Origin of the sequence: Vibrio diazotrophicus (genome assembly GCF_038452265.1) — a bacterium.
Taxonomy (GTDB): domain Bacteria; phylum Pseudomonadota; class Gammaproteobacteria; order Enterobacterales; family Vibrionaceae; genus Vibrio; species Vibrio diazotrophicus.
This window is the reverse complement of the sequence record NZ_CP151843.1, coordinates 472,299-497,187: the sequence shown is the minus strand read 5'-3', so window position 1 is coordinate 497,187 and position 24,889 is coordinate 472,299. Positions and strand designations below refer to the sequence as shown.

General features: G+C 41.4%; 25 protein-coding genes and 1 pseudogene. 11 read left to right on the top strand and 15 right to left on the bottom strand.

Annotated elements, in window-relative coordinates; genetic code table 11:
• Positions 1 to 65: 65 nt before the first annotated feature.
• Positions 66 to 445, bottom strand: a pseudogene (locus tag AAGA51_RS17530) (STAS/SEC14 domain-containing protein).
• Between the two features lie 234 nt (positions 446 to 679).
• On the bottom strand, positions 680 to 1,342 hold the full coding sequence (locus tag AAGA51_RS17525) for an SH3 domain-containing protein (protein WP_042487175.1): 663 nt from the start codon (positions 1,340 to 1,342) through the stop codon (positions 680 to 682).
• A gap of 138 nt (positions 1,343 to 1,480) precedes the next feature.
• Between AAGA51_RS17525 and AAGA51_RS17520 the strand changes: the two genes are divergently transcribed.
• The 3 genes from AAGA51_RS17520 to AAGA51_RS17510 all read left to right on the top strand — a co-directional run bounded on the left by AAGA51_RS17520 (position 1,481) and on the right by AAGA51_RS17510 (position 4,279).
• Positions 1,481 to 2,050, top strand: coding sequence for a hypothetical protein (locus AAGA51_RS17520; protein WP_052404613.1), 570 nt, complete (start codon positions 1,481 to 1,483; stop codon positions 2,048 to 2,050).
• A gap of 239 nt (positions 2,051 to 2,289) precedes the next feature.
• The gene (gene glgC, locus AAGA51_RS17515; protein ID WP_255209394.1) at positions 2,290 to 3,534 is read left to right on the top strand and encodes a glucose-1-phosphate adenylyltransferase; all 1,245 of its coding nucleotides are present in this window, start codon (positions 2,290 to 2,292) and stop codon (positions 3,532 to 3,534) included.
• 289 nt (positions 3,535 to 3,823) lie between these two features.
• The gene (locus tag AAGA51_RS17510; RefSeq protein WP_042487181.1) at positions 3,824 to 4,279 is read left to right on the top strand and encodes a methylglyoxal synthase; all 456 of its coding nucleotides are present in this window, start codon (positions 3,824 to 3,826) and stop codon (positions 4,277 to 4,279) included.
• A 61-nt stretch (positions 4,280 to 4,340) separates the two neighbouring features.
• On the opposite strand, the gene pncA is transcribed toward AAGA51_RS17510, so the two are convergent.
• Positions 4,341 to 4,958 (bottom strand): bifunctional nicotinamidase/pyrazinamidase, encoded by a 618-nt coding sequence (gene pncA / locus AAGA51_RS17505; protein WP_042487184.1) that lies wholly within the window; start codon positions 4,956 to 4,958, stop codon positions 4,341 to 4,343.
• Positions 4,959 to 4,969: 11 nt separating this feature from the next.
• Positions 4,970 to 7,033, bottom strand: a complete 2,064-nt coding sequence (gene helD, locus AAGA51_RS17500; RefSeq protein WP_042487422.1) for a DNA helicase IV — start codon at positions 7,031 to 7,033, stop codon at positions 4,970 to 4,972.
• A gap of 186 nt (positions 7,034 to 7,219) precedes the next feature.
• Between helD and yccS the strand changes: the two genes are divergently transcribed.
• The 3 genes from yccS to AAGA51_RS17485 all read left to right on the top strand — a co-directional run bounded on the left by yccS (position 7,220) and on the right by AAGA51_RS17485 (position 10,125).
• Complete coding sequence (yccS, locus tag AAGA51_RS17495; protein ID WP_042487186.1) at positions 7,220 to 9,394, top strand: YccS family putative transporter; 2,175 nt, start codon at positions 7,220 to 7,222, stop codon at positions 9,392 to 9,394.
• A gap of 204 nt (positions 9,395 to 9,598) precedes the next feature.
• Entirely contained in the window at positions 9,599 to 9,760 is a 162-nt protein-coding gene (locus AAGA51_RS17490) for a hypothetical protein (RefSeq protein WP_167828610.1), read from the top strand.
• Positions 9,761 to 9,834: 74 nt separating this feature from the next.
• Entirely contained in the window at positions 9,835 to 10,125 is a 291-nt protein-coding gene (locus AAGA51_RS17485; RefSeq protein WP_042487189.1) for a hypothetical protein, read from the top strand.
• 16 nt (positions 10,126 to 10,141) lie between these two features.
• Here AAGA51_RS17485 and modC read toward each other — a convergent pair whose 3' ends face one another.
• From modC to AAGA51_RS17465, 4 genes are read right to left on the bottom strand one after another with little or no spacing between them, the layout of a single operon-like run.
• Entirely contained in the window at positions 10,142 to 11,254 is a 1,113-nt protein-coding gene (gene modC / locus AAGA51_RS17480; protein WP_042487191.1) for a molybdenum ABC transporter ATP-binding protein ModC, read from the bottom strand.
• Positions 11,251 to 11,943: a molybdate ABC transporter permease subunit gene (gene modB / locus AAGA51_RS17475; protein ID WP_042487194.1), complete on the bottom strand. Its 693-nt coding sequence runs from the start codon at positions 11,941 to 11,943 to the stop codon at positions 11,251 to 11,253. The genes modC and modB overlap by 4 nt, the downstream gene beginning before the upstream one ends.
• 19 nt (positions 11,944 to 11,962) lie before the next feature.
• Entirely contained in the window at positions 11,963 to 12,736 is a 774-nt protein-coding gene (modA, locus tag AAGA51_RS17470; protein ID WP_042487197.1) for a molybdate ABC transporter substrate-binding protein, read from the bottom strand.
• A 1-nt stretch (position 12,737) separates the two neighbouring features.
• Positions 12,738 to 14,219 carry a cobyric acid synthase gene (locus AAGA51_RS17465; protein WP_042487200.1) on the bottom strand — a complete coding sequence of 494 codons (1,482 nt, stop codon included), beginning with the start codon at positions 14,217 to 14,219 and terminating at the stop codon, positions 12,738 to 12,740.
• A 221-nt stretch (positions 14,220 to 14,440) separates the two neighbouring features.
• Between AAGA51_RS17465 and AAGA51_RS17460 the strand changes: the two genes are divergently transcribed.
• Together AAGA51_RS17460 and AAGA51_RS17455 are read left to right on the top strand one after the other, a co-directional pair.
• Entirely contained in the window at positions 14,441 to 14,965 is a 525-nt protein-coding gene (locus AAGA51_RS17460) for a hypothetical protein (protein WP_042487203.1), read from the top strand.
• 137 nt (positions 14,966 to 15,102) lie between these two features.
• The gene (locus tag AAGA51_RS17455; RefSeq protein ID WP_042487206.1) at positions 15,103 to 15,771 is read left to right on the top strand and encodes a PilZ domain-containing protein; all 669 of its coding nucleotides are present in this window, start codon (positions 15,103 to 15,105) and stop codon (positions 15,769 to 15,771) included.
• Between the two features lie 33 nt (positions 15,772 to 15,804).
• Here AAGA51_RS17455 and luxQ read toward each other — a convergent pair whose 3' ends face one another.
• From luxQ to AAGA51_RS17425, 6 genes are all read right to left on the bottom strand, one after another.
• Positions 15,805 to 18,357 carry a quorum-sensing autoinducer 2 sensor kinase/phosphatase LuxQ gene (luxQ, locus tag AAGA51_RS17450; protein WP_042487208.1) on the bottom strand — a complete coding sequence of 851 codons (2,553 nt, stop codon included), beginning with the start codon at positions 18,355 to 18,357 and terminating at the stop codon, positions 15,805 to 15,807.
• Between the two features lie 14 nt (positions 18,358 to 18,371).
• A complete protein-coding gene (locus AAGA51_RS17445; protein WP_042487211.1) occupies positions 18,372 to 19,460 on the bottom strand; it encodes an autoinducer 2-binding periplasmic protein LuxP in 1,089 nt (362 codons plus the stop codon).
• 296 nt (positions 19,461 to 19,756) lie between these two features.
• On the bottom strand, positions 19,757 to 20,908 hold the full coding sequence (locus AAGA51_RS17440) for a conjugal transfer protein TraF (protein ID WP_042487213.1): 1,152 nt from the start codon (positions 20,906 to 20,908) through the stop codon (positions 19,757 to 19,759).
• A 147-nt stretch (positions 20,909 to 21,055) separates the two neighbouring features.
• Entirely contained in the window at positions 21,056 to 21,355 is a 300-nt protein-coding gene (locus AAGA51_RS17435) for a GIY-YIG nuclease family protein (RefSeq protein ID WP_042487216.1), read from the bottom strand.
• Entirely contained in the window at positions 21,355 to 22,005 is a 651-nt protein-coding gene (locus tag AAGA51_RS17430) for a YceH family protein (protein WP_042487220.1), read from the bottom strand. Before AAGA51_RS17430 ends, AAGA51_RS17435 begins: the two co-directional genes overlap by 1 nt.
• Positions 22,006 to 22,051: 46 nt before the next feature.
• A complete protein-coding gene (locus AAGA51_RS17425) occupies positions 22,052 to 22,249 on the bottom strand; it encodes a hypothetical protein (RefSeq protein WP_042487425.1) in 198 nt (65 codons plus the stop codon).
• Positions 22,250 to 22,437: 188 nt separating this feature from the next.
• On the opposite strand from AAGA51_RS17425, the gene AAGA51_RS17420 reads away from it, so the two are divergent.
• Entirely contained in the window at positions 22,438 to 22,755 is a 318-nt protein-coding gene (locus AAGA51_RS17420; RefSeq protein ID WP_042487222.1) for a DUF496 family protein, read from the top strand.
• Between the two features lie 281 nt (positions 22,756 to 23,036).
• On the opposite strand, the gene AAGA51_RS17415 is transcribed toward AAGA51_RS17420, so the two are convergent.
• Complete coding sequence (locus tag AAGA51_RS17415) at positions 23,037 to 23,567, bottom strand: hypothetical protein (RefSeq protein ID WP_042487225.1); 531 nt, start codon at positions 23,565 to 23,567, stop codon at positions 23,037 to 23,039.
• A gap of 288 nt (positions 23,568 to 23,855) precedes the next feature.
• Between AAGA51_RS17415 and AAGA51_RS17410 the strand changes: the two genes are divergently transcribed.
• Positions 23,856 to 24,272, top strand: a complete 417-nt coding sequence (locus AAGA51_RS17410; protein ID WP_042487228.1) for a VOC family protein — start codon at positions 23,856 to 23,858, stop codon at positions 24,270 to 24,272.
• 314 nt (positions 24,273 to 24,586) lie between these two features.
• Positions 24,587 to 24,847 carry a YgjV family protein gene (locus AAGA51_RS17405; RefSeq protein ID WP_042487232.1) on the top strand — a complete coding sequence of 87 codons (261 nt, stop codon included), beginning with the start codon at positions 24,587 to 24,589 and terminating at the stop codon, positions 24,845 to 24,847.
• Positions 24,848 to 24,889 lie beyond the last annotated feature (42 nt).

Here is a 24,889-nt window from a genome sequence, read left to right as displayed (position 1 = left end):
TTCCCTATTGATAGTAACTGAGGATCCTTCCTCAACATGTTTCTGACTAAACTAATTCTTCATCATTAGTTTTTCAGCCACGTTACCGCATCGCTATAACTTTCGAAATATTTAATTTCACCAGAGACAAACCAATTACCGATTTTTGCCGAGACTTCTTGCCATTCTCGATTACCATACAAGGCGATCTTGTCAAAATCTGAGCCATGTTTTAATCCAAGCTTAAAATCATCCCAAGCAGCTCTTAACTCCCACCCTTTAAGTTCTGTGGCATCAAAAAGTACTTTTACTTTGGGTTGATTTACTTTAATCAAAGCTGCATCGATCATCGGTGAGATAACTTGATAGTCGTCATGGGTAAGACGACCAACGGCTTTGATTGAAACAAAAAACTCATTCTCAATTCTATCTAAACTATCGATAAACCATGTCTTTCAATACTCATAAGTCCTCCTAAACATTCAATCTAGGAATAAGCGTTAAATATCACCAAGCGATATTCAACACATCATCATTTAAGAGATTAGTTAACAATCAAAGGAATGAGTTGAGCGTAAATCACTTTTTGAACAAACCGTTGTTTTACATCAATCGAGATTAACGCTCAGACAAGACGCAACAAACGGTACGCTGATTGCAAAGATCAAGATGGGAAAGTTGATAACGCCTACTTAAGTTTTCAATAAAACACTTCACCTGTACGAACATCCAAATAAATCTTGTCTGTTAGTTTAAGCCCACCACAGTATATAAAATACACATCGCGATCAGCATATTTGGTTGACTTCACCCAGCCACCAAGCTCTTCAAAGTCAACAGGTGAGCAGCTTCCATCGTTAAGTAGTTTGTCCGTCGTTTTTAAAAACATCTCTTCGAATTGCACGAGATCATCTGAAGCGGCAATGTAGCCCTGAATTGTTTTCTTCCGTTCTTCTGCTGTAATCACAGGTGCTTGCTCAACGAGTCCATCCAAAGGAATCCACTCAGCAATTTCAGGTCCACCCTGTTCATAAACAAAGTATGCAGAGACGCGCCCCCAGCCATTTTTCTTTTCTAGTAGACGAACTTTTTCGCCTTTATAAAGATAGCGTTGAACAAAGGCATCTAAATTTGCTTCTTCTCGTATCCCAAGCTTTTCTGCATCAACATAGAATTCCATATTCTCTGGCTTTAAATCCGCAATGCTTTGAGGTTTTACTTCCTCTGTTTTATCTGCTTGATCGTCGACAGCAGCAGCTTGGTTGGCCAATTCTTGTTGAGGTTTGTAGTAAAACAGGTAGTAACCTGCACCGGCGCCAGCAACTCCAAGAAGCAAAAATACAACCATCAGCAATTTTTTCATTTGTATACGCCATACCTTATGGTTTGAGCCCAGAGGATTCTCAATACTTTCTTTTCTTTAACTACAATAATCCTAGCAGTGGTGATTATTTGACCACTGCTAGGATTACCACTCTTGTGAGTACATTAGCATTCGACAATGAAACTATCTAAAACGCACTTGATCTCTATAACGACCATTATCTTGATAACTTTATCTTGGCTTACCCATGCGAGCCAGTGTAATGAGCAGGATTGGAACAAAGCGCTTGTTTCTCAACAAGCGTTAGATCGCAAGTACAATTCGTTAGCGCAGAAATACAACAAGTGGTTACCAAGTTTCCAACAGTCCATTTTTCTCCATCTTGAGTTTTCGAACCAAGAACTCACCTATCTATGGGCTAAGAACTCAAATCACTTTCGAAGCAAGATCGATAGACAAATAGAAGCTGCGTTGGAATCACGGCAAAAGATCAGCTCATTAGTCTCATACTTAGATGAGATCTCTCAGGAAGTGACTACGCAAATATCCGCATGGAATAAAATAGGACAAGACTGCGAAGTTGATAGGCTGATAACAAATGAAGTGGCAGCGCAACACTATGTGCGATCTAACAGGCAACTGATACAAGAGTTTACTAACTTTAAACAGCAACTCTTTACAATGAGGAGCTACTACGATCGCGAAATCTTAACCTTGCAAAATATCACTGCACCTATACCACCATAAGCCATGCCATACATGAGATTTACATTGTAAACTCGACAAAAGATTAAGGGTTTAACTCTATTAGTTAACAGCCACAATAGAGAACTTTTTATAGACAATTATCTGCACCATTTAAAAGCCAAATAGTCGAGCTTTTTGCATTATTTTGGTGCATTAGTGTTTTCTCATATAAATGACCCAAGAAAAGACTGGGTATTCAACTTTGGCTCGAAACTTGTACTACTCTCTAAAAAGTGAAAATGAATTGCACATATTTAGGGAGAAATAAGATGCAAGACACCTTAGCGGTAATACTAGCCGGCGGTATGGGTTCACGATTATCCCCCCTCACTGACGATCGTGCCAAACCCGCAGTACCTTTTGGCGGTAAGTATCGAATTATTGATTTTACCTTAACCAACTGCCTACATTCCGGATTACGTCGAATACTCGTATTGACGCAGTACAAGTCCCATTCCTTACAAAAGCATCTACGAGATGGCTGGTCTATTTTCAATCCTGAATTGGGTGAATTTATCACTGTTGTCCCCCCACAAATGCGAAAGGGTGGAAAATGGTATGAAGGTACAGCAGATGCTCTATTTCACAACATGTGGCTACTCTCTCGTAGCGACGCTAAACACGTCGTCGTGCTTTCTGGCGATCATATCTATCGTATGGACTATGCCGCCATGCTGGAGGAACATAAGGCTAAGGGCGCGAAACTGACCATTGCTTGCATGGAAGTTCCAAGAGAACAAGCGTCAGCCTTTGGTGTTATGGGGATTGATGAAGAGAACCGAATCACTTCGTTTGTTGAAAAACCCAATGACCCACCGTCAATGCCGAATAGCCCCAATTCTAGCCTTGTTTCTATGGGGATATACATTTTCTCTATGGATGTACTTAAACAAGCACTGCATGAAGACTCCGAAGTAGAAGCTTCTACGCACGATTTTGGTAAAGACATCATTCCAAAACTCATTGAAGGCCGAAGCGTCTATGCGTATGAATTCTGTAATGAGAAAGGACGTGTTGATCGTGATTGCTATTGGCGCGACGTCGGTACCATAGACTCTTTTTATGAAGCCAATATGGATCTATTGGAGCCAATTCCGCCGATGAACCTTTATCAAAAGAACTGGGCGATTAGAACTTATGAACCGCAGCTTCCACCAGCCAGAACTGTCTCTTCAGCGACAGGCAACGAGGGGATTTTCATCAACTCCATCATTTCTAACGGAGTGATCAACTCTGGCGGTTCAGTTCATCACTCGATCATTTCTGGAAGTGTAGTGATCAATGACAGTGCTACTGTTGTCGATAGTATCTTATTTGATGATGTTGAAGTTGGTGAAGGATGCCAGCTTGTAAATTGCATTATTGATAAGCACGTGAAAATACCACCTAATACACAGATAGGATTAGACTCTAAGGAAGATGCTAAACATTTCACAATTTCTGAAAAAGGTATCGTCGTCGTTCCTGAAAGTTATAAGTTTTAGCAGCAAATAACATATTGGACTTCCTACAAAACTGGCTGGCTGTTCGACACTGTATCCAGCTAGTTTTGCATACCATTCCCATCTATTCCCCGTTCTAAGTTCTGGTGTCTCAAAATATTTGATGATGAAACACATGCAACCAGAGATTGTCACAATTTAACCAATTGAAACCTGTATCATGGTTTTAAGGAACGAATAGGCGAAATAACAACATTTTCAATAAAAGAGATTGAATAACCACAGGTATTTCGTTATTTAAGTAACAAATCCAATTGTTGGGAACAAATAGATGAAAATAACAACCCGCACAATGGCTGCGTCAAAGCACGTAGCTCTTGTCGCACATGACAACTGTAAACCTGAACTTCTACGCTGGGTAAAAGAGAACAAAGAAAAACTACAGGGTCACTTTCTATACGCTACTGGTACCACTGGTAACATGTTGAACAAAGAAACTGGCCTACCTATCAAAAGCCTTATCAGTGGCCCAATGGGTGGTGACCAACAACTAGGCGCATTGATTTCTGAAGGTAAAATTGATGTCTTGATTTTCTTCTGGGATCCGCTTAATGCAGTTCCACACGACCCTGATGTTAAAGCATTACTGCGTATTGCTGGAGTTTGGAATATTCCTGTTGCAACGAACCGAGCAACAGCCAAATTCCTGTTTAGCTCGGAATTTATGGATAAAGAAGTAAGTATCGAGATCCCTGATTACGAAGCTTACTTAGCAGAACGTCTATAACCAAATATGCAAAATCCCCTTATCAGGGGATTTTTTCTTGATAACAAACAAGGCAAGGTAACTAACCCGCAATGTCATCCGATTGAATGAGTTTGCAACCAGCCTGCTTCATTTGCTTCCAAGCACTTTCCACATCGCCTTGCGCCATTTCTACGCCTCGGCAAGCATCTTGAACAACCGAAGTTTTGAATCCAAGAGAAACCGCATCTAAAGCCGTGAACTTCACACAGTAATCAGTTGCGAGCCCAACGATCACCAGCTCTTTAATTCCATTAGAATTTAAATAGTCAGCCAATCCCGTCGCTTGAAGTCTTTGGTTGTCGAAAAAGCCGCTGTAGCTATCAATCTTAGGGTTGGTCCCTTTGTAAATGACTTTTGTAATCGCCTCAACATTAAGACCAGAAATGAACTCCGAACCTTCGCTGTCCTGAACACAGTGATCTGGCCACATGATTTGCGGTATACCATCTAAAACGATCACTTCCCCAACCTTCTGATCATTAGAAGAAGCGAAGCTTGAATGCCCGGCTGGATGCCAGTCTTTAGTTGCAACAATGTGTTTGAAATGAGGAATTAGCCGATTAATTACGGGGACAATTTGGTCACCATCCGCAACAGGTAAAGCACCCGATGGTGAAAAATCATTTTGAACATCCACTAATAATAATGCTTGGGTCATATGGAATCCTTTTAACTTTTCTTAGTCACTGGATAATCGCCATTCAACAACTCCTGCACAAACACTGAACCATTTCCGGTATAAGTAATCCATACTTTCTCACGTGCACGAGTCATTGCTACATAAAATAATCGTCTTTCTTCTGCAAATGCAAAATTGTCATTAGAGGCTGTCAATGCGCCATCAAGGTGTAACGCTTTAACTCTCGCAGGGAACTGCCCTTCATCCACAGAAAGAATAATCACATAATCTGCTTCTTTACCTTTGCTGGCATGACAGGTCATAAATTCTAACTTAAGTGATAAGAAACGGTTTTGCCAATCTCGCAACAGTTCAGGTTTGTTGTAATGATTACGGCCAAGTAAAAGTACCGTTTTTACGCCTGATGCTTTGCGATTTAAACCATCTAAAATTTTCTCAACGCTGCTACTCGGCGATAGCACTACCGCTTTGCTACTTTGTGTCTTCACGCTGTTGAGTGTCTTTTCACGTTGCTGTGGGTTTTGCTGAACAAAACGATTCGCCACTTCACCCAACTTATCGTTGAAACGGTAGGTTGTATCTAGATGATGCACTGTCGAATATGGCATACGTGATTCGAAATCGGTGGTGAGATCGACATCGGATCCCGCGAATTGGTATATCGATTGCCAATCATCACCAACCGCGAACAAATTGCACTGGTTTGTATTCTGTTCACACAAAGCTTGAATCAGATCCAAACGCTGCGGTGATATATCCTGATATTCATCAATCATGATGAACTTCCAAGGAGCAGCGAACTTCCTTTTCGTCACATAATTCGTAGCACGACTGATCATGATGTTGAAGTCGATGTGGTTGCTTTCTTTGAGCATTTCTTGCCAAGCTTGATAGCAAGGCCAACATAGAGCGAGTTCACTGTTAAGACGAGGATAATCAGGATGCTCAACCAAACGCTCTTGGACCGACTTTTTCGATATGCCAAGTAAGGCCAATTGGTCTAACTGTTTCTCAAGCCAAGCAATCAATTTGGGGTTCTCGACATGGCTGCCGAGTTCATCATCTCCCGCCAGATATGCAATTGGCCATTGTGATAAATGCTTTTGCCAACGCTTAAAGTTTGTCGGTGTCATCCAGTGGCGTTTAAGCCAGTCGATACACCATGCCTTCTTAAGCTTTTCATCTAAAGCAATTGGCGAGATAACGGCATTACCACCATCAACCTTGTTTAGAATACTCAAGCCAAGTTGATGGAATGTGTTTACTTGGATCTTCTCTGCCGCTAAGCCTATTTTGTTCTTTAATCTCTGCTCCATTTCACCCGCAGCGTCACGGCCGAAAGCGACCAACAAGATTTCTTCGGCTTGGGCTAAATGGCTCTGTAAAAGATAAGCGACTCTAGCGGTGAGCACGCTTGTTTTACCTGAACCTGCACCCGCTAAGACTAGGTTGTGATCATCATTGAGTAATACGGCATGCTGTTGAGAAATATTCAATGGTGAAGACTCAACCTGATTGAACAAAACTTCCCAGTTCAATCTTTCATTTTCAATCCAACGACTGTTTCTTTCTAAGAGTTGGTCAGAAGTATTGAGTATCCAAGGTGACAAACTAGCAATGTGTTCGGGCAAACGCTTATGCGCTTCTTCTAACGACATCCCCATCGTTGTCAAATCGTCGTATACACGATTAACCCAGCTGTCGACGAGCGAATGCGGTAAGAATGACGGTAATCGAATTAAGCGTGTCAGCTCTTGCTGCCATTGTGGTAGATACTGGCTCAACTGAGCACATTGTTGATTGTGCCAATTTTGATAGATAGCAACAGCTTTGTGGGCAAATTGGCGGCAATCAGGCCAAGGTAACCCCTGAACTAACCAAGTTCGCTGTTTACCATTTTCTTCATGTGCGAAGAATTGAAGTGCTCCCCAAATGGCACCACGTTGAATTTTTACTTTTCCATTCCACACGTTAAAAGGAATATGCTCTTCAGTCATTAACGATGAGAGAATGACACATTCATTACCAAGCTCAACTTGATTATATTCACTAGAAATAAAAAACTGTGCAGTCTTATTTGCTCTCAGCTGCATTGATATTTGCTCTTTGAATTCGTTGCCAACCATCATACCCTAACCACTTAGCGTGAAGCCAAAATAATGTCAATAATGTTTGATGTTTACTTTGTGCTCGCATGAGATTATTTATGTAATTTGATCAAAAAGTTATCAACACAGTCTGATACACTCAATTTTTATTTTTAACAGTGATGGGCCATCGTGTATTTGTTAAAACGACTTCGTGTTCTATGGGCTAATAAAACCATCAACTACAGTGTGCTGATTTTCATTGCACTACTCGGTGTTGTCGTTCCAACTTGGTATTACAGTCTAAACACTTGGGTGACACCTCTGATACTGGGCGTTATCGCTGCGGCACTTGCCGAGCGAGACGACAGCTTTACAGGTCGATTAAAAGCCATCACCCTAACATTTTTCTGTTTTGCTCTTGCTGCCTTCTCAATCGAAATCTTGTTTAAAACGCCGATACTTTTCGCTATTGGCCTGTTTACGTCGACTTTTGGCTTCATCATGCTTGGTGCTATCGGTAGTCGTTATGCAAGTATTGCCTTCGGCTCCTTGCTTATTGCTATCTACACCATGTTAGGCGCTCATCACAGTACGAATATTTGGTTCCAGCCTTTACTATTACTGACTGGTTGTGCTTGGTATTACTTCCTTTCAATGATCTGGCATGTTCTCTGGCCACTTCAACCAGTGCAACAAAGCCTTGCCAATGTCTTTGTTCAAATTGGTCAATACCTCGATGCTAAAGCGGAACTGTTCCACCCTGTATCCGGTTTATCGCCTCAACCACATCGTATTACTGAAGCCAACTTAAACTCAGCCACAGTTTCTGCACTCAATCAGTGTAAAGCAGTATTTCTTACTCGCTCAAAGAGAGGCCACGTAGACAGTGCCAGCGACCGTTTTCTTAATATCTATTTTCTGGCACAGGATATTCATGAGAGGGTAAGTTCAACCCACTATCGTTATCAGGAGCTTTCAGGGCAGTTCGAGCGCTCAGATGTGCTGTTTCGGCTCAAACACTTATTGCAGAAACAAGCTCAAGCTTGTCATCAAGTTGCGCATTCCATTCAGTTAGGTTTGCCTTATATCCATGATAGTGATTCGATCATCGCGCTTGATGAACTTCAGCTATCCCTTAATCATCTTCAACAACAAGAGAATAAAGAGTGGAAAGTCTCACTTGCTCAGCTTGGGTATCTGTTCAACAACCTCGCGACGGTAGAAAAACAGTTATGTAACGTGAGCAATCCTGACACGACAAAACTTGAAGATGGCATCTTACAAGATACTGAAGCCCATACGTTCAAAACGGCCTGGTTAAGGATTAAATCTAATCTGACTACTGATTCATTACTGTTCCGACATGCGGTTCGAATGTCTCTCGCGTTAACCGCTGGGTATGGGATCATTCAAGGCTTAGGGATAGAGCGTGGTTACTGGATTCTGCTAACGACTTTATTTGTCTGCCAACCAAACTTTGCCTCAACACGTCAAAAACTGAAAGCGAGGATCATTGGCACTATTGCAGGCCTGTTGATAGGCGTACCGCTGTTAACCTTATTTCCCTCGCTTGAAAGCCAGCTAGTATTTATCGTCTTCTCCGGCGTGATGTTTTTCGCCTTCCGTATTAACAATTATGGCTATGCGACCGGATTTATTACCGTACTCGTACTGTTTTGCTTCAACCAGCTTGGTGAAGGTTATGCCGTGGTATTCCCTCGCCTTGCAGATACGCTAACAGGTTGTGCGCTAGCGGTGTTTGCCGTTTACTTTATTCTTCCGGACTGGCAGTCAAAGCGTTTGCACAAGGTAATGGCCGATGCTGTAGATGCAAACAAGCAGTATTTAGATCAGATCATCGGTCAATATCGAATTGGTAAGAAAGATAACCTGAGTTACCGAATTGCAAGGCGTCAGGCGCATAACCAAGACGCAGCTTTAGCCGTAGCAGTAAGTAATATGCTTGCAGAACCGGGTAAATATAGAGCCGCAACAGATGAGAGTTTTCGTTTCCTCACTCTTAACCATGCCCTGCTGAGCTACACCTCAGCATTAGGCGCTCACCGAACTCGAATTGATGATGAAACAGTGCACCAATTGGTCTTGGAGTCTCATCGCGTGATTCACCAGCACTTAGATGCGCTCTATCAGCAACTTTATAATCACTGCACTGAATCTGACGCAATCAATATTGATGATTCAGGGTTAAAAGAACGTCTAAGTGAATGGCGTGAAGAAGATAGCAGTTCTGCTCGCTTAGTGCTTCAACAACTCCATTTGATTTACCGAATGCTACCTGAGCTGCATTCACTGGCAGCCAAGTTCGCTGTACGTGTCCCTCCTAGCAAGCAACCGTCCTTATAGAACCACTGTTGGTGCCATTGAGAAAAATGGCACCAACATGCGTTTTTTTACATTAGCAGGCATATAACCTGACACTTTTCGGACATAAGCATCAGTACGAATACTAACATGAATGTCAGTCTTATCTTACACAGTAAGGTTTAGGTGCTCATGAACTACAAGACCATGGCGAGACGTGAAAACAGGTTATTACGGGACATTAGGATGAACAGCGTTCAGTTTGATAATTTCAAATCACAGTTACAGCAGTTAACACCTCAGCAACTGCGTGCGCTGCAAGGTGAGATTTCTCATTCTCTAGAAGGGGAAAGATCTGAGCTGGTGACTTCTGAAGAGTTAGAATTAATCTCTAAGTTGTTCTCGTAACTGCGTTTGTGCACCGTTAACTTGCATAATAAATGAACAAGGCATAAGCTTTTATCACTAAGAGGGATTAGCGTATGTCAATTTCATCTCTACAGTCTGGTTACCCTATTGTTCAGCAGTCATATAAAATGGCTGACGAAGCAGCAAGAGAGATTCAAGAGTCCAATTCATTCAAGAATGACTTTTCGGACAATGACGCGCTCAAATTCAATGCTATTGAACACAAAAAAGCCCACCACCATTCAAAAAACGATATTGAACCGATGCTAAAGCTAAACCAAGCGGCTCAATATAATCGCGTTGGAACCAATGTGATTCAACGCGAACAAGATATGATTGGCAGTCTGCTTGATATCCATATCTAACCCTCACACTTCTCGTTTAAAGATTGGCTATCGCAATATCTCTTTGTGAGACGCTTACGCCTTTGATCTGTGCGAAAACCTGCATGCCTTCTTCTAACTTTAGATCGTCCAAGGCCCATTTGGTGATGGTTGCCCATAAATAACAACCTTGTTTCAAATCCAGTTTTACAGCGACACTCTTTTTATTATCGCCATAGTGCTGATATTCAATACCCGCGATACGAGCTGGCAAGATGTTTCGAATCGAAGATTTTTCATTTTTATCCAGAGCGATCGAAACGTCATTTGCTCTAATTTGTAGACGAACGGTTGATCCAACTCCGGCATCAACTTGTTGAACCCAAAAAGTTAAACCTTCGACAAATTGCAATTGAGTCAAACCATATTCCAGATTGTGTTTGCTAACCGTGGCAGAAAATAAAGTGCTTTGCTCACTAAAAGATTGCCAAGGACGCATCACTTTTGATGACCAAACATCTTCTATTTTTCCATCTGAGACGACCTTACCCTGATCTATCACGATAAGATGATCCGCTAATCTTAGAATTTCGCTTAAGCTGTGCGACACATAGAGAATCGGAATTTTCACCTTCTTAGATAGCATCTCTAAGAAAGGCATGACTTCACGTTTACGAGGCAAATCTAAAGAAGCTAACGGCTCATCCATTAGCAATAAATCAGGTTTCGACAGCAATGCTCTGCCTATCGCAACACGTTGCTTCTCACCACCTGAGAGCCCTTTTGGATAACGAGACAATAAAGGTTCTAGAGACAACAACTCTACGATGGAGTTGAAATATTCATCGTCTTTTTCTCTGACGCCATAATTTAAATTTCCCTGAACCGTATAATGAGGGAAAAGCCGTGGTTCTTGGAACACATAGCCGAGATTACGTTTTTCAACCGCAATATTTGTACCCTGAGTACTATCAAATACGGTTCGACCATTCACCACGATCTTACCTGTATCGGGGCTTAATAAACCACTTACAGCATTCACTATCGAGGTTTTTCCGGCACCAGAACGTCCGAAAATTGCGGTAATACCGTGGCTTGGCGCAATGAAATCCACGTTCATTTCCACGTTTTCCAGATGCTTCTGGAAAGTCACCTTAACGCCTTGATTCATTGGCTCACTCCTACACGGCGTCTTACTCGTCGACTTACCCATTCAGAAGTCAGAAGTGATAACAGTGCAATAACGATTGAAATAATACACAAGCGTGCAGCCGCCATTTCTTCTCCCGGTGTTTCAAGGAAGGTAAACATAGCTAACGGAATGGTTTGAGTCTCAGCGGGGATATTTGAAACAAAACTGATTGTGGCGCCAAACTCTCCTAAACTTCTCGCAAAGGCAAGCATGACTCCGGTTATTACACCAGGCAGTGTTAAAGGTAGAGTAATAGTAAAGAATACTTTTATCGGTGAAGCGCCAAGCGTCTTTGCCGCTTGTTCTAGTTTAATATCAATACTTTCTACGCTTAAACGAATCGCTCGCACCATCAAAGGAAGTGACACAACCACACAAGCTAAAACAGCACCACGCCAACTAAAACTAAAAGAAACGCCAAACCAGTCATAGAGCCAACTGCCAATTACGCCTCTCCTGCCCATCGAGATCAACAACAAATAACCGATCACCACAGGCGGAAGCACTAAAGGCAAATGAATTAGGCTATCCAACACGCTTTTACCAACAAACTCTTTACGAGCAAGTACCCAGCCAAGTATTACCCCAACAGGTAGCAGCCACACAACAGCGTATGCGGCCACTTTCAAACTTAATAGCAGTGCGGTTAACTCATAATCACTGAGCATATAGTCACTAAGCAAATAGTCACTGAGCAAATTTCTCGTTTCCCAAGTCTGTACGGAATCCGTATTTATTTAGTATGCTTCTGGCTTCGTCAGACTGAATAAAGTCCACCAGTTGTTTGCTGCTTAACTTGTCGTTAAGTTGTACCAATGGATAGTGTATTGCTCCATGCAGCGATGGTTCAAATGACTGCAACATTTCTACTTTGTCAGTAAGTAAAGCATCTGTTTTGTAGACGATGCCTAATGCTGATTCTCCACGCTCAACCAATGCTAACGCACTGCGAACGTTATTTGTCTGAGCCAATTTAGATTTGACCTCACTCCAAACACCTAAGTTAGTGAGCGCCTCTTTGGCGTAAATACCGACTGGTACGGAATCTGTATTCCCTACCGCTATTCGAGAATCATCAAGCACTTTATTCCACTCTTGCTTTTGATCCAATTTGAATGACTGTGTCGGTGAACTCGCAGGTTTTATTAACACCAATTGGTTACCGGCAATCAATGAGACCTTATCTATATCGGCCAGTTTCTTTTCGACAAGATAGCTTACCCACTTCTCATTCGCAGAAAGGAAAACATCCGCAGGAGCACCGCTTTCAATCTGACGAGCTAATGAGGATGAACCTCCGAACACGGTTACGATATGACTGTCATGTTGTTGATTGTAAGCTTCAACTAAATCACCTACCGCATTGGTCATTGATGATGCGGCATAGATTGTAACGGTATCTTTGGCCAAAACTGAATGACTAGAAAGGAGTAATCCTAGGCATAATATGATCTGCTTCATTTTATTTAACCTTGAATGCACCGTCCCATAAGGAACTCCAATTCATATTCTCTTCTATTGCGTCTGCAATTCTATTGATTGCCAACTCTTTAGTCGCCACATGATCATATTCCTGTAATTCTTCTGCTCCCGCCCAGCGGCAAATTAGACTCGCTGTTTCAAACTCATCAAAGACACCATGCAGATAAGTACCAAGGATCTGGCCACAAGGACTGACTAATCCATCGTTATTACCATTATCAAGAGTAATAATAGGCTTTGAATGTGAATCCACCGCGAGTTCAGATACCCCAACGTGAATTTCATAGCCGGAAACACGGGCACTTTCGCCGTTAAGATGTAGCGTACCTTTGACATTCGTTAGTTGTTTTTGCGACGTTAACGTAGTGTCCATATCCAACAAACCAAGCCCTTTTGAGCTGCCCGCTTTGCCTTCTACACCATCTGGATCGTGTATCCAGTGACCAAGCATCTGATAGCCACCACATATTCCCATGACCTTGCCACCAAGACGAATATGACGCTGAATATCTTTATCCCAACCTTGTGAGCGCAAATATTCCATATCAGCACGAGTTGATTTGCTGCCTGGCAAAACTATCAGATCAGCATGTTGAAGTTTCTCTCCTTTACCTACATAACGCAGGTCAATATCAGGGTTTAGTCGCAAGGCATCAAAATCGGTATGGTTGCTAATACGGGTAAAAACCGGAACGACGACTTTAAGCTTGGTTTGTTCAGCTTTAACTTGATTAGCAGTAATTGCGTCTTCCGCTTCTAAATCAAATCCGTGTAAATATGGGAGTACACCAAGTACAGGCTTGCCTGTCTTTTCTTCCAGCCAATCTAGCCCTGACTGTAAAAGAGCAATATCACCTCTGAAACGGTTAATAACAAAACCTTTAACTCTAGCTTGCTCGGACTCAGATAATAGAGCTAACGTCCCGTAAAGATGGGCAAAAACACCGCCTCTATCAATATCGGCAATGATAATCACGGGAACATCTGCAGCCTCTGCAAACCCCATATTGGCAATATCGTTCTCTCTTAGGTTCACTTCTGCGGGGCTACCTGCACCCTCTATCACAATATACTCATACTGCTGTTGCAGCTTGCCAAATGAATCTAGAACCGTTTCCATCGCAACCTTTTTATAGTCGTGATAGCTTTGCGCTTCCATATTAGAGAGTGCCCTACCTTGCAAAATAACTTGCGCACCCGTATCCGAATTAGGTTTGAGTAAAACAGGATTCATGTGTACTGAAGCCTCAATGCCACAAGCAAGAGCCTGTACTGCCTGAGCTCGGCCAATTTCGCCGCCATCAGCAGTAACCGCACTATTCAAGGCCATATTCTGTGGTTTAAATGGTGCGACTTTGCAGCCTCGTCTTGCCAACACTCGGCATATACCTGCCACTAATACACTTTTACCAGCATCAGAAGTGGTACCTTGTACCATTAGAGCTTGAGTCTTCATTTTCATCGTATTTCTTGTACTGATTTTTTAAACATACTATACCCAAATTTGAACTAATGTCCTGAATATCAACACGAATGATGTAAAATTAGAGCAGATAAAAAGCAAACAAACATTACATCCATCAAATTTTTTAATCACCTTATATTAGTTAAGATACAATGGCCTGTAATTTGCTAATAAATAATGTATCTTTACATTTTAATTCACTCAGGACGAATACACTTATGTTAAAAAAGGCAGGTCTATTAAGCTTAATTGGTTTTGCTTTCGCAGTACCAAACACCGCAATGGCGAACAACTTTAGCTACAATTTTCTTGAAGTAAGAACTGCTATTAGCCCTGAGTCGTTTGGCGGTGAATTTAGTACCCATTTTACAGATAACTCTCACTTTATCTTACGTGCGGATACTCGCTTTGATGAGGATTGGGATATGGCTGGTGGTATTGGCTTCAATGGCCCTATTAACCAATTCATGGACATATACGGACAAATGTTGCTGCATCATGTCAACTACACCAAAGAAGAAGGTGATGATTCCGAATTTATCTATGAGTTGAATGTTGGTGGCCGCGTATGGTTGACTAACCAACTTGAAGTTCATGCTAAGATTGGTCGCGCTGATGAAAGCGGTGTGTTTATTGGCGGTGTCCGTTTCCATTCAACAGACCAGTTGTCTTTGAGTGCTGAAGCGAGAAACGCGGGTATCTGGGGACCTCAAATCGCTATGGGTGTACGCTTCAATTACTAATTGAACGTTAGATCTCATTCCCAAAATGATGTCGTCATATTTAATTTAGATTCGACTAAAATTCGAAGAGTTTTGTAATATACTCAACCTTATACCGTACTCAATAATAAAAACGACACGGCAAGGTTAAAATAGATATGTCGACATCAAGTTCCAATAACATCTCTGAACTCGAAAAATACCTCCAGAATGGCATGAAGTTGTCGGTCAGTTTCCAATTCGGCCCAAACGACAATTACGATTTCACAACCACCCTAGTCGGACATAAGACCCAACAGTATTTGATCCTCGATCTTCCAATCAAAGCATTGGAATTACTCGTCATGCGTAAGCTTTCTAATGTACAAACCGTGGTGAGGGGCATTTGCAACAAAGACTACGGACATATTGTTGCGTTTAAAACTTCAACTTATCAGTCGATTAGAAGACCTTTTAACCTTCTGTTTTTACGCCCTCCCAAACATTTTGCGACGAAAACTATTCGGGAGCATGAACGTTATTCAATTTCACTACCTGCTAGCATCAGCACAATAAACAGTGAAGTATCTGGCGTCATGGCGGATTTGTCCGTTTCTGGCTGTGGAATTTTTGTAGCTGGAGAAAACGAATTACAAACTGGCAGTAAAGTTGATATCCGCTGCGAATTGATAACTTCACTGCCTGAGAACCTTGGCTGTCACATTGTAAAAATCAGTAGAGAGCCCAAAGGGCATTTGATAGGTATTAAGTTCGATGAAACTATCAATATGTCAGACGAAATGAGAAAAGAAGTGCTGGAACATGCCTTCAGTGCTGGTTCGATATAGAGCAAAGTCTAGTTAAAGGCCTGCTCTATATCACTAACAATAGGTTTGTTTGTAATGAACCAAAGCTTGATACAGGCTCTCTTCTCGGATTGGTTTAACAATGACATATTCGGCACCCGCAGCTAAAAATGCTTGTTGGGTAGACTCCATTCCATCGGCAGTACAGGCGAAAACAGGTGTGTTCAGTTGCATCTCTTTCTTGAGGACTTTCGTTGCATCAACACCATCAAGGAAAGGCAATTGATTATCCATAAAAATAATGTCGTATTGCTGTGTTTTCGCTTTCTCTATCGCTTGTAAGCCATCTTTGACCCAATCCACATCCATCCCATACTTTTCACAGAACGCTCGAGCAATAAACGCGTTGGTATGATTGTCCTCAACCAGTAATACTTTCAATGATTTATCAAATAAAGCAAAGCGTTTAGTTTCTTCTTGTTTCTCATCCGAAATACTTTTCCGAGAAACAACTTCCATCGGCAATATAACCACAAACTCGGTTCCTTTACCAAATTCAGATTTCACTTGAATTGAGCCACCAAGCATTTCAACAAGGCTGTGAACAATAGCCAGACCTAATCCACTACCGCCATACTCCCGAGTTGTTGTCGGTTCAGCTTGCATAAACGGTTCAAAAATAATCTTTAAGTCAGATTCTTTAATACCAATACCAGTATCCCTCACGGTGACGTATAACTGGTCGGTGACGCCATATTGCATAGAAATACGAACATAAATCGAACCTTCATTCGTAAACTTGAGGGCGTTATTAATAATGTTGTACAAGATCTGATTTAAACGTACCTGATTGCTGTTAACGATTACGCCTTCGTTAATGTCAGTTTCAATTTCAAACGCCAAGTTCTTCTCTTGGCACATTGGTTTGTAAATTTGTTCAATGGCAGAAACCACATTAATTAACGGAAAGTCTGAAGATGAAATACGGAACTGCCCCTGCTCAATCTTAGAGAAATCGAGAATATCGTTAAGTACCGCGAGTAAATGTTCTCCGCTGCTGCACAGTACATTGAGCTGATCGATTTGCTCAGGGCTTGTTACGGAGCGTTTTAATAATTGTGATACACCTAAAATTCCGTTTAATGGTGTTCGCAGTTCATGGCTCATCTTGGCTAAAAAGTCCGCTCGAACTCTTGCGGATTCTTCCGCTTCTTTGCGCGCTAATCGACTTTGTTTCTCTGCTTCCGCGAAACTTGTTACGTCTTGCCCCTGAGTGATAATCGACTCAATCTTATTTTCGATCACTATCGGTGAGATACTCCAGCGGAACACTTTTTTATCGATTTCCGTCATCACCTCTTTCGATAGTTCGCCGGTTGCTGCAGATTGGATGTCTGGTAAGAGTTGTTTTTCTAAAGCCCTGAACGACCTCTTGCTTTCACCTTTCGCACCTATAAACTCCTTCTGCGCGGCTGGGTTCATACGAATAATGTACCCTTCCGTAGACCATAGAATGATTGGTGAGAGTGAGAAATTGAAAAGATCTTCGAACTGCTTTTCTTGCTCAGCTAAACGCTGGAAGGTGTTTTCAAGCGTGCGTCCAAAATGGTCAAACTCATAAATCGCAGATCCCGGAAAGAAATACTCTTTGCCCTGCACCGCTACTTTGTGGGTGTAAGACATCAGCTGATCAATTTCGTGTTTAATACGTTTATGTAACCACCAGCGAGTAACAATGGTTACACCCAACAAAGCGATTAACGCAAACACAATCCAAAAATAATAGCTGTCTCTTAATTTCAATGCATTCTGGTTACTTTGTACTGAAAATACCGCCAGATAGGTAGGAACACCTTCAAGTTCCAGCATGGTTTTGCTGACGATATTTTTTTCATCAAGAGCTTCACCCGTCACACTTCGGATAATATCTTGTTCATTGTAAAGATCGTTGCCATTCAGGGTCGAAGACAAAATATTTTCATCCACAGCAAGCACCAGATTTTGGGCATTGCTGTTATCTTTAATCGTTTCAATCAATGCGTAGTTATCATTGAGAACAATAGATACATAGAGAAAGCCAAGTACTTCACCCGTTGCAGGATCGACGATTGAAGACCTTCTTACCAAAAGGTAAGTAGGACCAAGTAGCGAAGGGCTCTTAATCAGATGCCAGTTACTGCTTATTGACACTCTACGGACTATTTTCCCAAGCTCTTTGGTTTCAATACCATAGAACTGAGAGTTGCCATCGTCCCAAAGCATTTCTTTCTGGCTGGTAATAAAACGAATGTCTGGTGTATTAGAGAGCTCAAGCTGGTCAACAGTAAGAAAGTATTGATCCAGCTCTTCTTCTTTGCCGCTGTGAATAGCCTGAACCAGTGTTGCGTTCTTCGCACTACTGTCTTGGTGTATCTGCAGTGTAGCAAGACGAAAATCAAACAAACTTTGTATTAAGCTCGAAGTCTGCTTTGACGTTCTCATGACTTCTTGAGCAATTAAACGACTACTGATTTGATAGCTCTGGAACAATACCATGATGATCAAAGTACCAAGTGCAACAACAATTGCATGACTTATAAAAGATGCAATATTTTTCTTCTGCTTAATCGGGTTGATACTTTTTACCACTGCTTATCTGCCTACTAATTATCTGAATATCGGAAAGCGCGTTGTTTGAGTTTCTCTATCGTTTCTTTAGAGTCATTTTTAGTTACAACGGCTAAATCGCCTGAATAGACAAGCGGTACGGGTTTATTTTCGATGTCCCATTTAATGGCTTCCGCCATTGCAATACCGGTATCATCATTCATTCGCATCACAGTAACATCCAAATCACCTTGCACGATAGCGTCTAGCTCAGCAGAACCGCCTCCCCATCCATTGATTTCAACGTCCTGACGATTCAATTCCTTTAGCGCTTTTGCTGCACCTAATGCAACGTCGGTTGAACAGGCATAGATGAATTTAATATCAGGATCTTTTTCAATGATCTTTAACGTCGACTCATAACCACTCTGCTCGGTAGTTTTGGTATAAAAAGACGAAGAAAGCTTGTAGCTATTACTCTCTTCCATCATTTGAATGAAGCTACTACCACGAGCATCACTGATATAACCTTCAGAAAAATACAGCACCGAATACTTACTGCCATCTGGAATAGCTTGCTTGTAATAATCAGCAATTTGATTTGCACCGAGCTCATGATCGAAACCCACATACATCATGGGTTGTCTCTCTTCCCAGCCTTGCACTGGTGTCGTGATATTTTGCAGAATGAGTTTGGTGTCTGACGAATTCAACACGTGTTCGATAAATTTCCTATGGCGTGTTGTGTCTAGAGTAAAAATTAAATAGCCAGTGTTATTTTTTATCGCTTCCATCAGAGACAAACTTTGTTGTCTCATATCCACGTTTGGTCTAGTAAACACTTGGTTTAACTGATATTTAATCCCCAACTCTTCCATTCGTTTCTCGAATGCCTTGATATTGCGAACCCAATAATCAGAAATTTGTTGGCCGGGATAAACAACAGAGATAGTGACAGGTTTGTCTTGAGTGACAGAGATTGGGACAGGTTTGTTACGCACGGTTTCCGAAAGCAAAAGCGTCCGCTCTTTCTCCGTTGGGTTGATACTTAAAAACTCTTTGTAGTGCCAATAACCATCTAGAAATTGAGCCGACAATGCAGGTGTGGCACTAAAAAAAAGTGAAAACAATAAGGCTCTTTTCATTCTATCCGTATTCTTTTTGTACGCTGTTGATTGATTATTCACTCAGTAAGCCCTTAAGTTTGACCTTAGTATCAGTGCATCATTTAGACATGAAATACCTACACAGATTACTAAGAAGTTGAAAGGATGCAACTTGGAACATCAGCTATTCAAATGAATATTTTCAATAACATAGCGGTTCTAGGCTTAACGAGTATATAAGGATTATTATGCATATATTGCCGAATTGATAGTACAGGCACCTAAAATTTCTTATAGGTGCCTGCGTTCGATGAAGTATTGTTCAGCTTTAAGGGCTAGAAAGTGAAAGCTAGGTTGGTTGAAACCCCAAACTGCCCGTCTCCCGCATAATTACCAGCCAAGTCAAAACTGACGAGATCTCCAGGGCTAATCCCGATACCAAGGGTAACAGCATCATCCAACGTATCTTCAATATCAATCTCGTAGCCCGCTCTCAGCTGAGCCCATCCCCATGCATTACCTTCAACACCAAACCGAACATATTGAGTATTATCTTTATACCCTGAGAATCTTTCCTGCTTGGTTAAATCGATATCCACAGAGGCAGTAAACAGCTCAGTTACGTATCCACCGGAAACCGTGACCTGAGTATCTAATTGATAGGTGTTAACTCCATCATAGGTTTTAAGCTCTTGTGAAAAGAGATCTTTAACTGCAATACCTGCCCGATAATTATCGAGCATCCATACCGCCCCCAAATCCAAGTTGAACGCATTGTCTTTCACTTCGCTTTTGTCATAATCATCCAAATCAAAGTTTTCTACCGTGACAACTTGTTTATATGTACGCAGTTGTTGGAACTTAGGTGTAACACCAAACGCAAAGTCTTGTCCTTTGATCGCTACAGTTTTCGCAAATGACAGGCCATACTCTGTATAGCCGAAAGCCAATAAATCCACACTTGAATTTTCGTAACGGTTTCTGGCATCAGCCTCTGTATTCCCCGTAGAAGCCTCAATATCTGTTCTTACCAAAACTTCAGCGTACCCTCGAGCGATAAAGTTCACTGAAACAGCCTCTAGAGGTACAGCAACAGCCATACCTGCGCCAGCAGAAACACCCAAAGGTTTGTCGTCAGAGAGTTGATCAAGATAACTGTTTATTTGATTGACGTTTTCTTGAGTCGGTGTAGCTGCGGCTTCAAAGGCTTTAATGCTGTCTTGCAGATCATCAATTGTTGTTAATGACTCGTCTGGGTCACGAGCCGTTGCTCCGATTGCGGGCAGTAAGATACCGAAGGTATCATTGTCTCGATATATTGCTCCTAATGCTGGGTTATAAAAAGGAGCGAGAAGATAGTCGGCAGTTGTCACACCAGTATTGCCCATACCGTTACCACGTGCATCGGCGACTGTATTCGCCGCATTTACTGAGGTCGCAACCAATCCACACACTGCTATAGAAAGTACTTTCTTAGAATTATTCATTTCCACATCAACCTTTTGTATTGTCCCTTTTCAAGATTAATACACAAAATCAATATTTACAGAAAACCGTGCGATCGTTATCTCAGAAAACAGATATTGTTGATAAAAATAAGGTAGGAAAAGCTCAACGCTTCGCAGGGAAAGCTCTTAGTTAGGAACGTATACGCTTAGTAATGAAGGTTGTTGAATGAGTTTTTCTTTTTGAATCTTAGACAGACGTTTGATTCGATATTCAAGTCGAAGAGCATCACCTTTCTTGTCACCAACTTGATGCGACCAAACCAGCTCTAAAGGCATCTTTCCTCTTAAAGCTTTTGCACCAGTGCCTGAGCAGTGCTGGCCAAAACGACGTTCGACATCTGTGGTAATACCGCAGTAGAGGGAATTTTGTGGTGTTCGTACAAAGTACACCCACCACGATTTTTCTTTGTGGCTTAACGTTGTCATTAAAGAAGCTTTTCTACCATGGCTCTGAGTTCAGCAACTTCTTGTCGTAGCTCTGCGACTTCAGCCTCAAGCATTTCCATTTTGTTGCTTGAGAAAGTACTTGCCGAAGATGACTCAACCGCTAGAGCTTCCAAGTCTACTTCTCCGGAAAACAGATGCTGATAACGCGACTCTCGTTTACCTGGCTCACGAGGCAGTTTCACCACTAATGAACCTGATTCTCGCGCAGCTAAACGTTCTAGTACTGCTTCTGTTTCTTTAACATCGTTAAATGAGCATAAACGATTGGTTCTTGTTCTTAGCTCGCCTGGCGTTTGAGGGCCTCGTAGCAACAGACAACAGACAATGCCTAGTTCTTGCTCATTCAGCTTTAAGTCACCGAACTCGGTATTACAAAATCTATGCTGAAACTTGCTTGCGCGGCTGTTAAAACCACTCTCATCACTCACTAAACGGCGAGAGATAAGTTCAGACACTACATCTTGAACTTCTGCATCACTCAGCGACAAAACTGGCTCACGATTACTTTTTTGGTTAACAGCGGCAGTCAAACTATTTAAGGTTAGCGGGTAATAATCTGGAGTTGTGACTTCCTTTTCAATCAAACAGCCAATGACTCGCGCTTCTAAAGGACTCAATTCTATATTCATTTTTTTATTTCCTTCTATGGAGAAATGACCGCAACTAAAGAACAGTTTAGTGTTCGAGAGTCATTGCAAACTTCAATATATTGCCGTTCTCGTCCATGATAACGATTTTTGCTCGGTTCAACTCAATATCAATATGTTCCATGACTTTACGCTCACGAAGGTAGGCTTGACGGAGTTTAACGTTGTGTTGATCTTCAACTAGTGCGATATCGGCTTTAGAGACAACAATTTCAGAGGACAGCATGATCATTTCGGTACTTAAAGTTTAACTGCGCACATGATATAGCGCTTATTGAGTGAAGTACAATCAAGCCAAGCGCTAACTGGCGAATAAATGGACAAGTTGTTGTAAGGTTTGATCTTAAGTCTGTTATGAGTTGCAACGATGTGCTTTAATCACTGTTAGTTGCATTGAGATAGGAAAAGGGACCTATGAACAGCGTATTTGAAATCGTGAGCTTAGCTCGTCGCAAAAACAAACTGAAACGTGAACTTCTTGATAATGAAAAGAAAGTTCGTGATAACCGCAAACGTGTAGACTTGCTTGAAAACTTGGTTGATTACATCAAACCAGAAATGACTCAAGAAGAGATCATGACTATCGTTAAGAACATGAAAGCAGACTACGAAGATCGTGTTGATGACCACATCATCAAAAGCGCAGAAATTTCAAAAGAGCGCCGCGACATCAGCCGTCGTATCCGTGAGCTAACAGAACAAGATAAGCAAGCGCACCAACCTAAAAAATAAGGTTGAACCCAATTAATGAAACCCGTCATTTGACGGGTTTTTTATTACCAATAACAATAGCTTCTCTTCGCCAAAAAACCTAAAGCCAATACCTGCCATTGATAAGCCAGTAACAGTGGATAGCGTGAAAAGTAAGAAACGAGCAAACTTGAATCTGGATGTTGCAGATTTCGGGTTCAGATACAAAATAAAGAGAAAGAGCAGGCTTAATAACCTGCTCTTTGTTTTTCAAAACTGTATTTCAGAGCTGAATGAAACCTGCATATGCCGCTCTATTGGATTTAGTTGAGTTCTTCGATGTCATTAACAACAGTATTAGCAATCGCCTCAACGAAATCATTCTCAACAGATTTGTCTCTTAAAGCTCCCGCTATCACCTGAAGATTCTGTGCGAAACTACCTTTGTAAACTAGGTTATTGCGATTAATGAGTGGTTTAGTTGGCTCATCACCTGCACGTTGCACGTTAAAGTTAAATTCTGGATATCCAAGTGAGTCAGATGGAATTGGTGTTGCGTCGCCTACAAATCGTCTGGTGTAGTCGATGTTTATCGTAATCGTATCCATTCCCGGAGCATCTGAAAGCATACCTTTATCAGCTAGTTTGGTAAGTACTAGACTCTCCACCATTTTAGATAGCTCTTCTTTACTGTGATACTCAATGGCAGGTTCATGAAACTGAGTAACCTGAACGTTAATTTTATCGATGTGGAACTGGGCTGTTACTTCTTTACCTTTTGAAGTGCTGCCACAGCCACTTAAAAGTAAGGTTGCCATAAGTACAGGAATAGACATTAACCACTTGCGTTTCATAGGGGTTTTCCTTTTTTTATATTGAATGAGCCATTAAGAAACCAATGATAAAATCTGTAAAGTGAATACCGACACATAATTGAGCTAAATCAATAATATAGATACAAAACCTATCGCTATGTGTTGCTAGCCTAATTTGGCTTTTATTGATGGATGTAAATATACCTTAAACTAACGACATACCATTCTAGAGTCGTTCGACTTAGACTGAGCATAGAATCATAGTTTCGTTTAGTTTAAAACCATCAACTAACTGATTTAAAAAACCTTTAATTAAGGCACTTAATCATGAAACAAAACATTGTACATATTGCATTAGTCGTCAGAGATTATGACGAAGCGATTGATTTTTATGTGAACAAGCTTAAGTTTGAGCTTATTGAAGATACCTACCAGCCTGAGCAGGATAAGCGTTGGGTGGTGGTTGCCCCACCAAATTCACATGGTGTTAGCTTGTTGTTGGCGAAAGCTTCAAAGCCTGAACAACATGACTTTATCGGCAATCAAGCTGGAGGCCGAGTGTTTCTCTTTTTAAATACTGATGATTTCTGGAGAGATTACGAATATATGAAATCAATTGGTATTAAGTTCATCAGAGAACCTCAACAACAAGACTATGGTACTGTTGCTGTGTTTGAAGATCTTTATGGTAATTTGTGGGACCTATTGCAGCTCAATGCTGACCATCCTATGGCCAAGCGATAAGCACTATTTGCACGTTATAAGGGTTTTGATTCGATAAGTCGGCAGACATTATTCTACTTTGTTGCTTAGTTGAAATGAGGAATTATTCGCTCGCTCACAGAATTAATTTCATTTGATTGCTACGTAAAACGTTTGCGTAATCGCTAACCTTCTATTTCCTAAATATTGAGGCTTTCATCACACTTTGACTGTTGGTATATTAGCGCCAGTTAATCAACTTAGACCATTCGAGGCATGGAGCTCCCTCATTTATCTCAAGACGAGAAGATTGGTACCGGTGATACCAAGTCCGGCAAATAAAGAGGGTCTATATTATGGATATGCAAACAATTGAAATCATGGGTTACGCAGCGTCAATCATGGTTGCTATTTCTCTAACTATGAAAGACATCGTAAAGCTTCGTATTCTGAACTTTATCGGTTGTACGCTATTCTCAGCTTACGGTCTTATGATCGATGCGCTGCCAGTTGTAGCAACAAACACTTTCATCGCTGTTGTAAACGTATACTTCCTAGTGAAGATGTACCAAGAGAAGAAAGCCGCTGAAGCAGAAGGTGTTCAAAACCCAGCTTAAGTCATGATTGCTTAAAACTGATTAAAAAGGGAAAACCCAAGT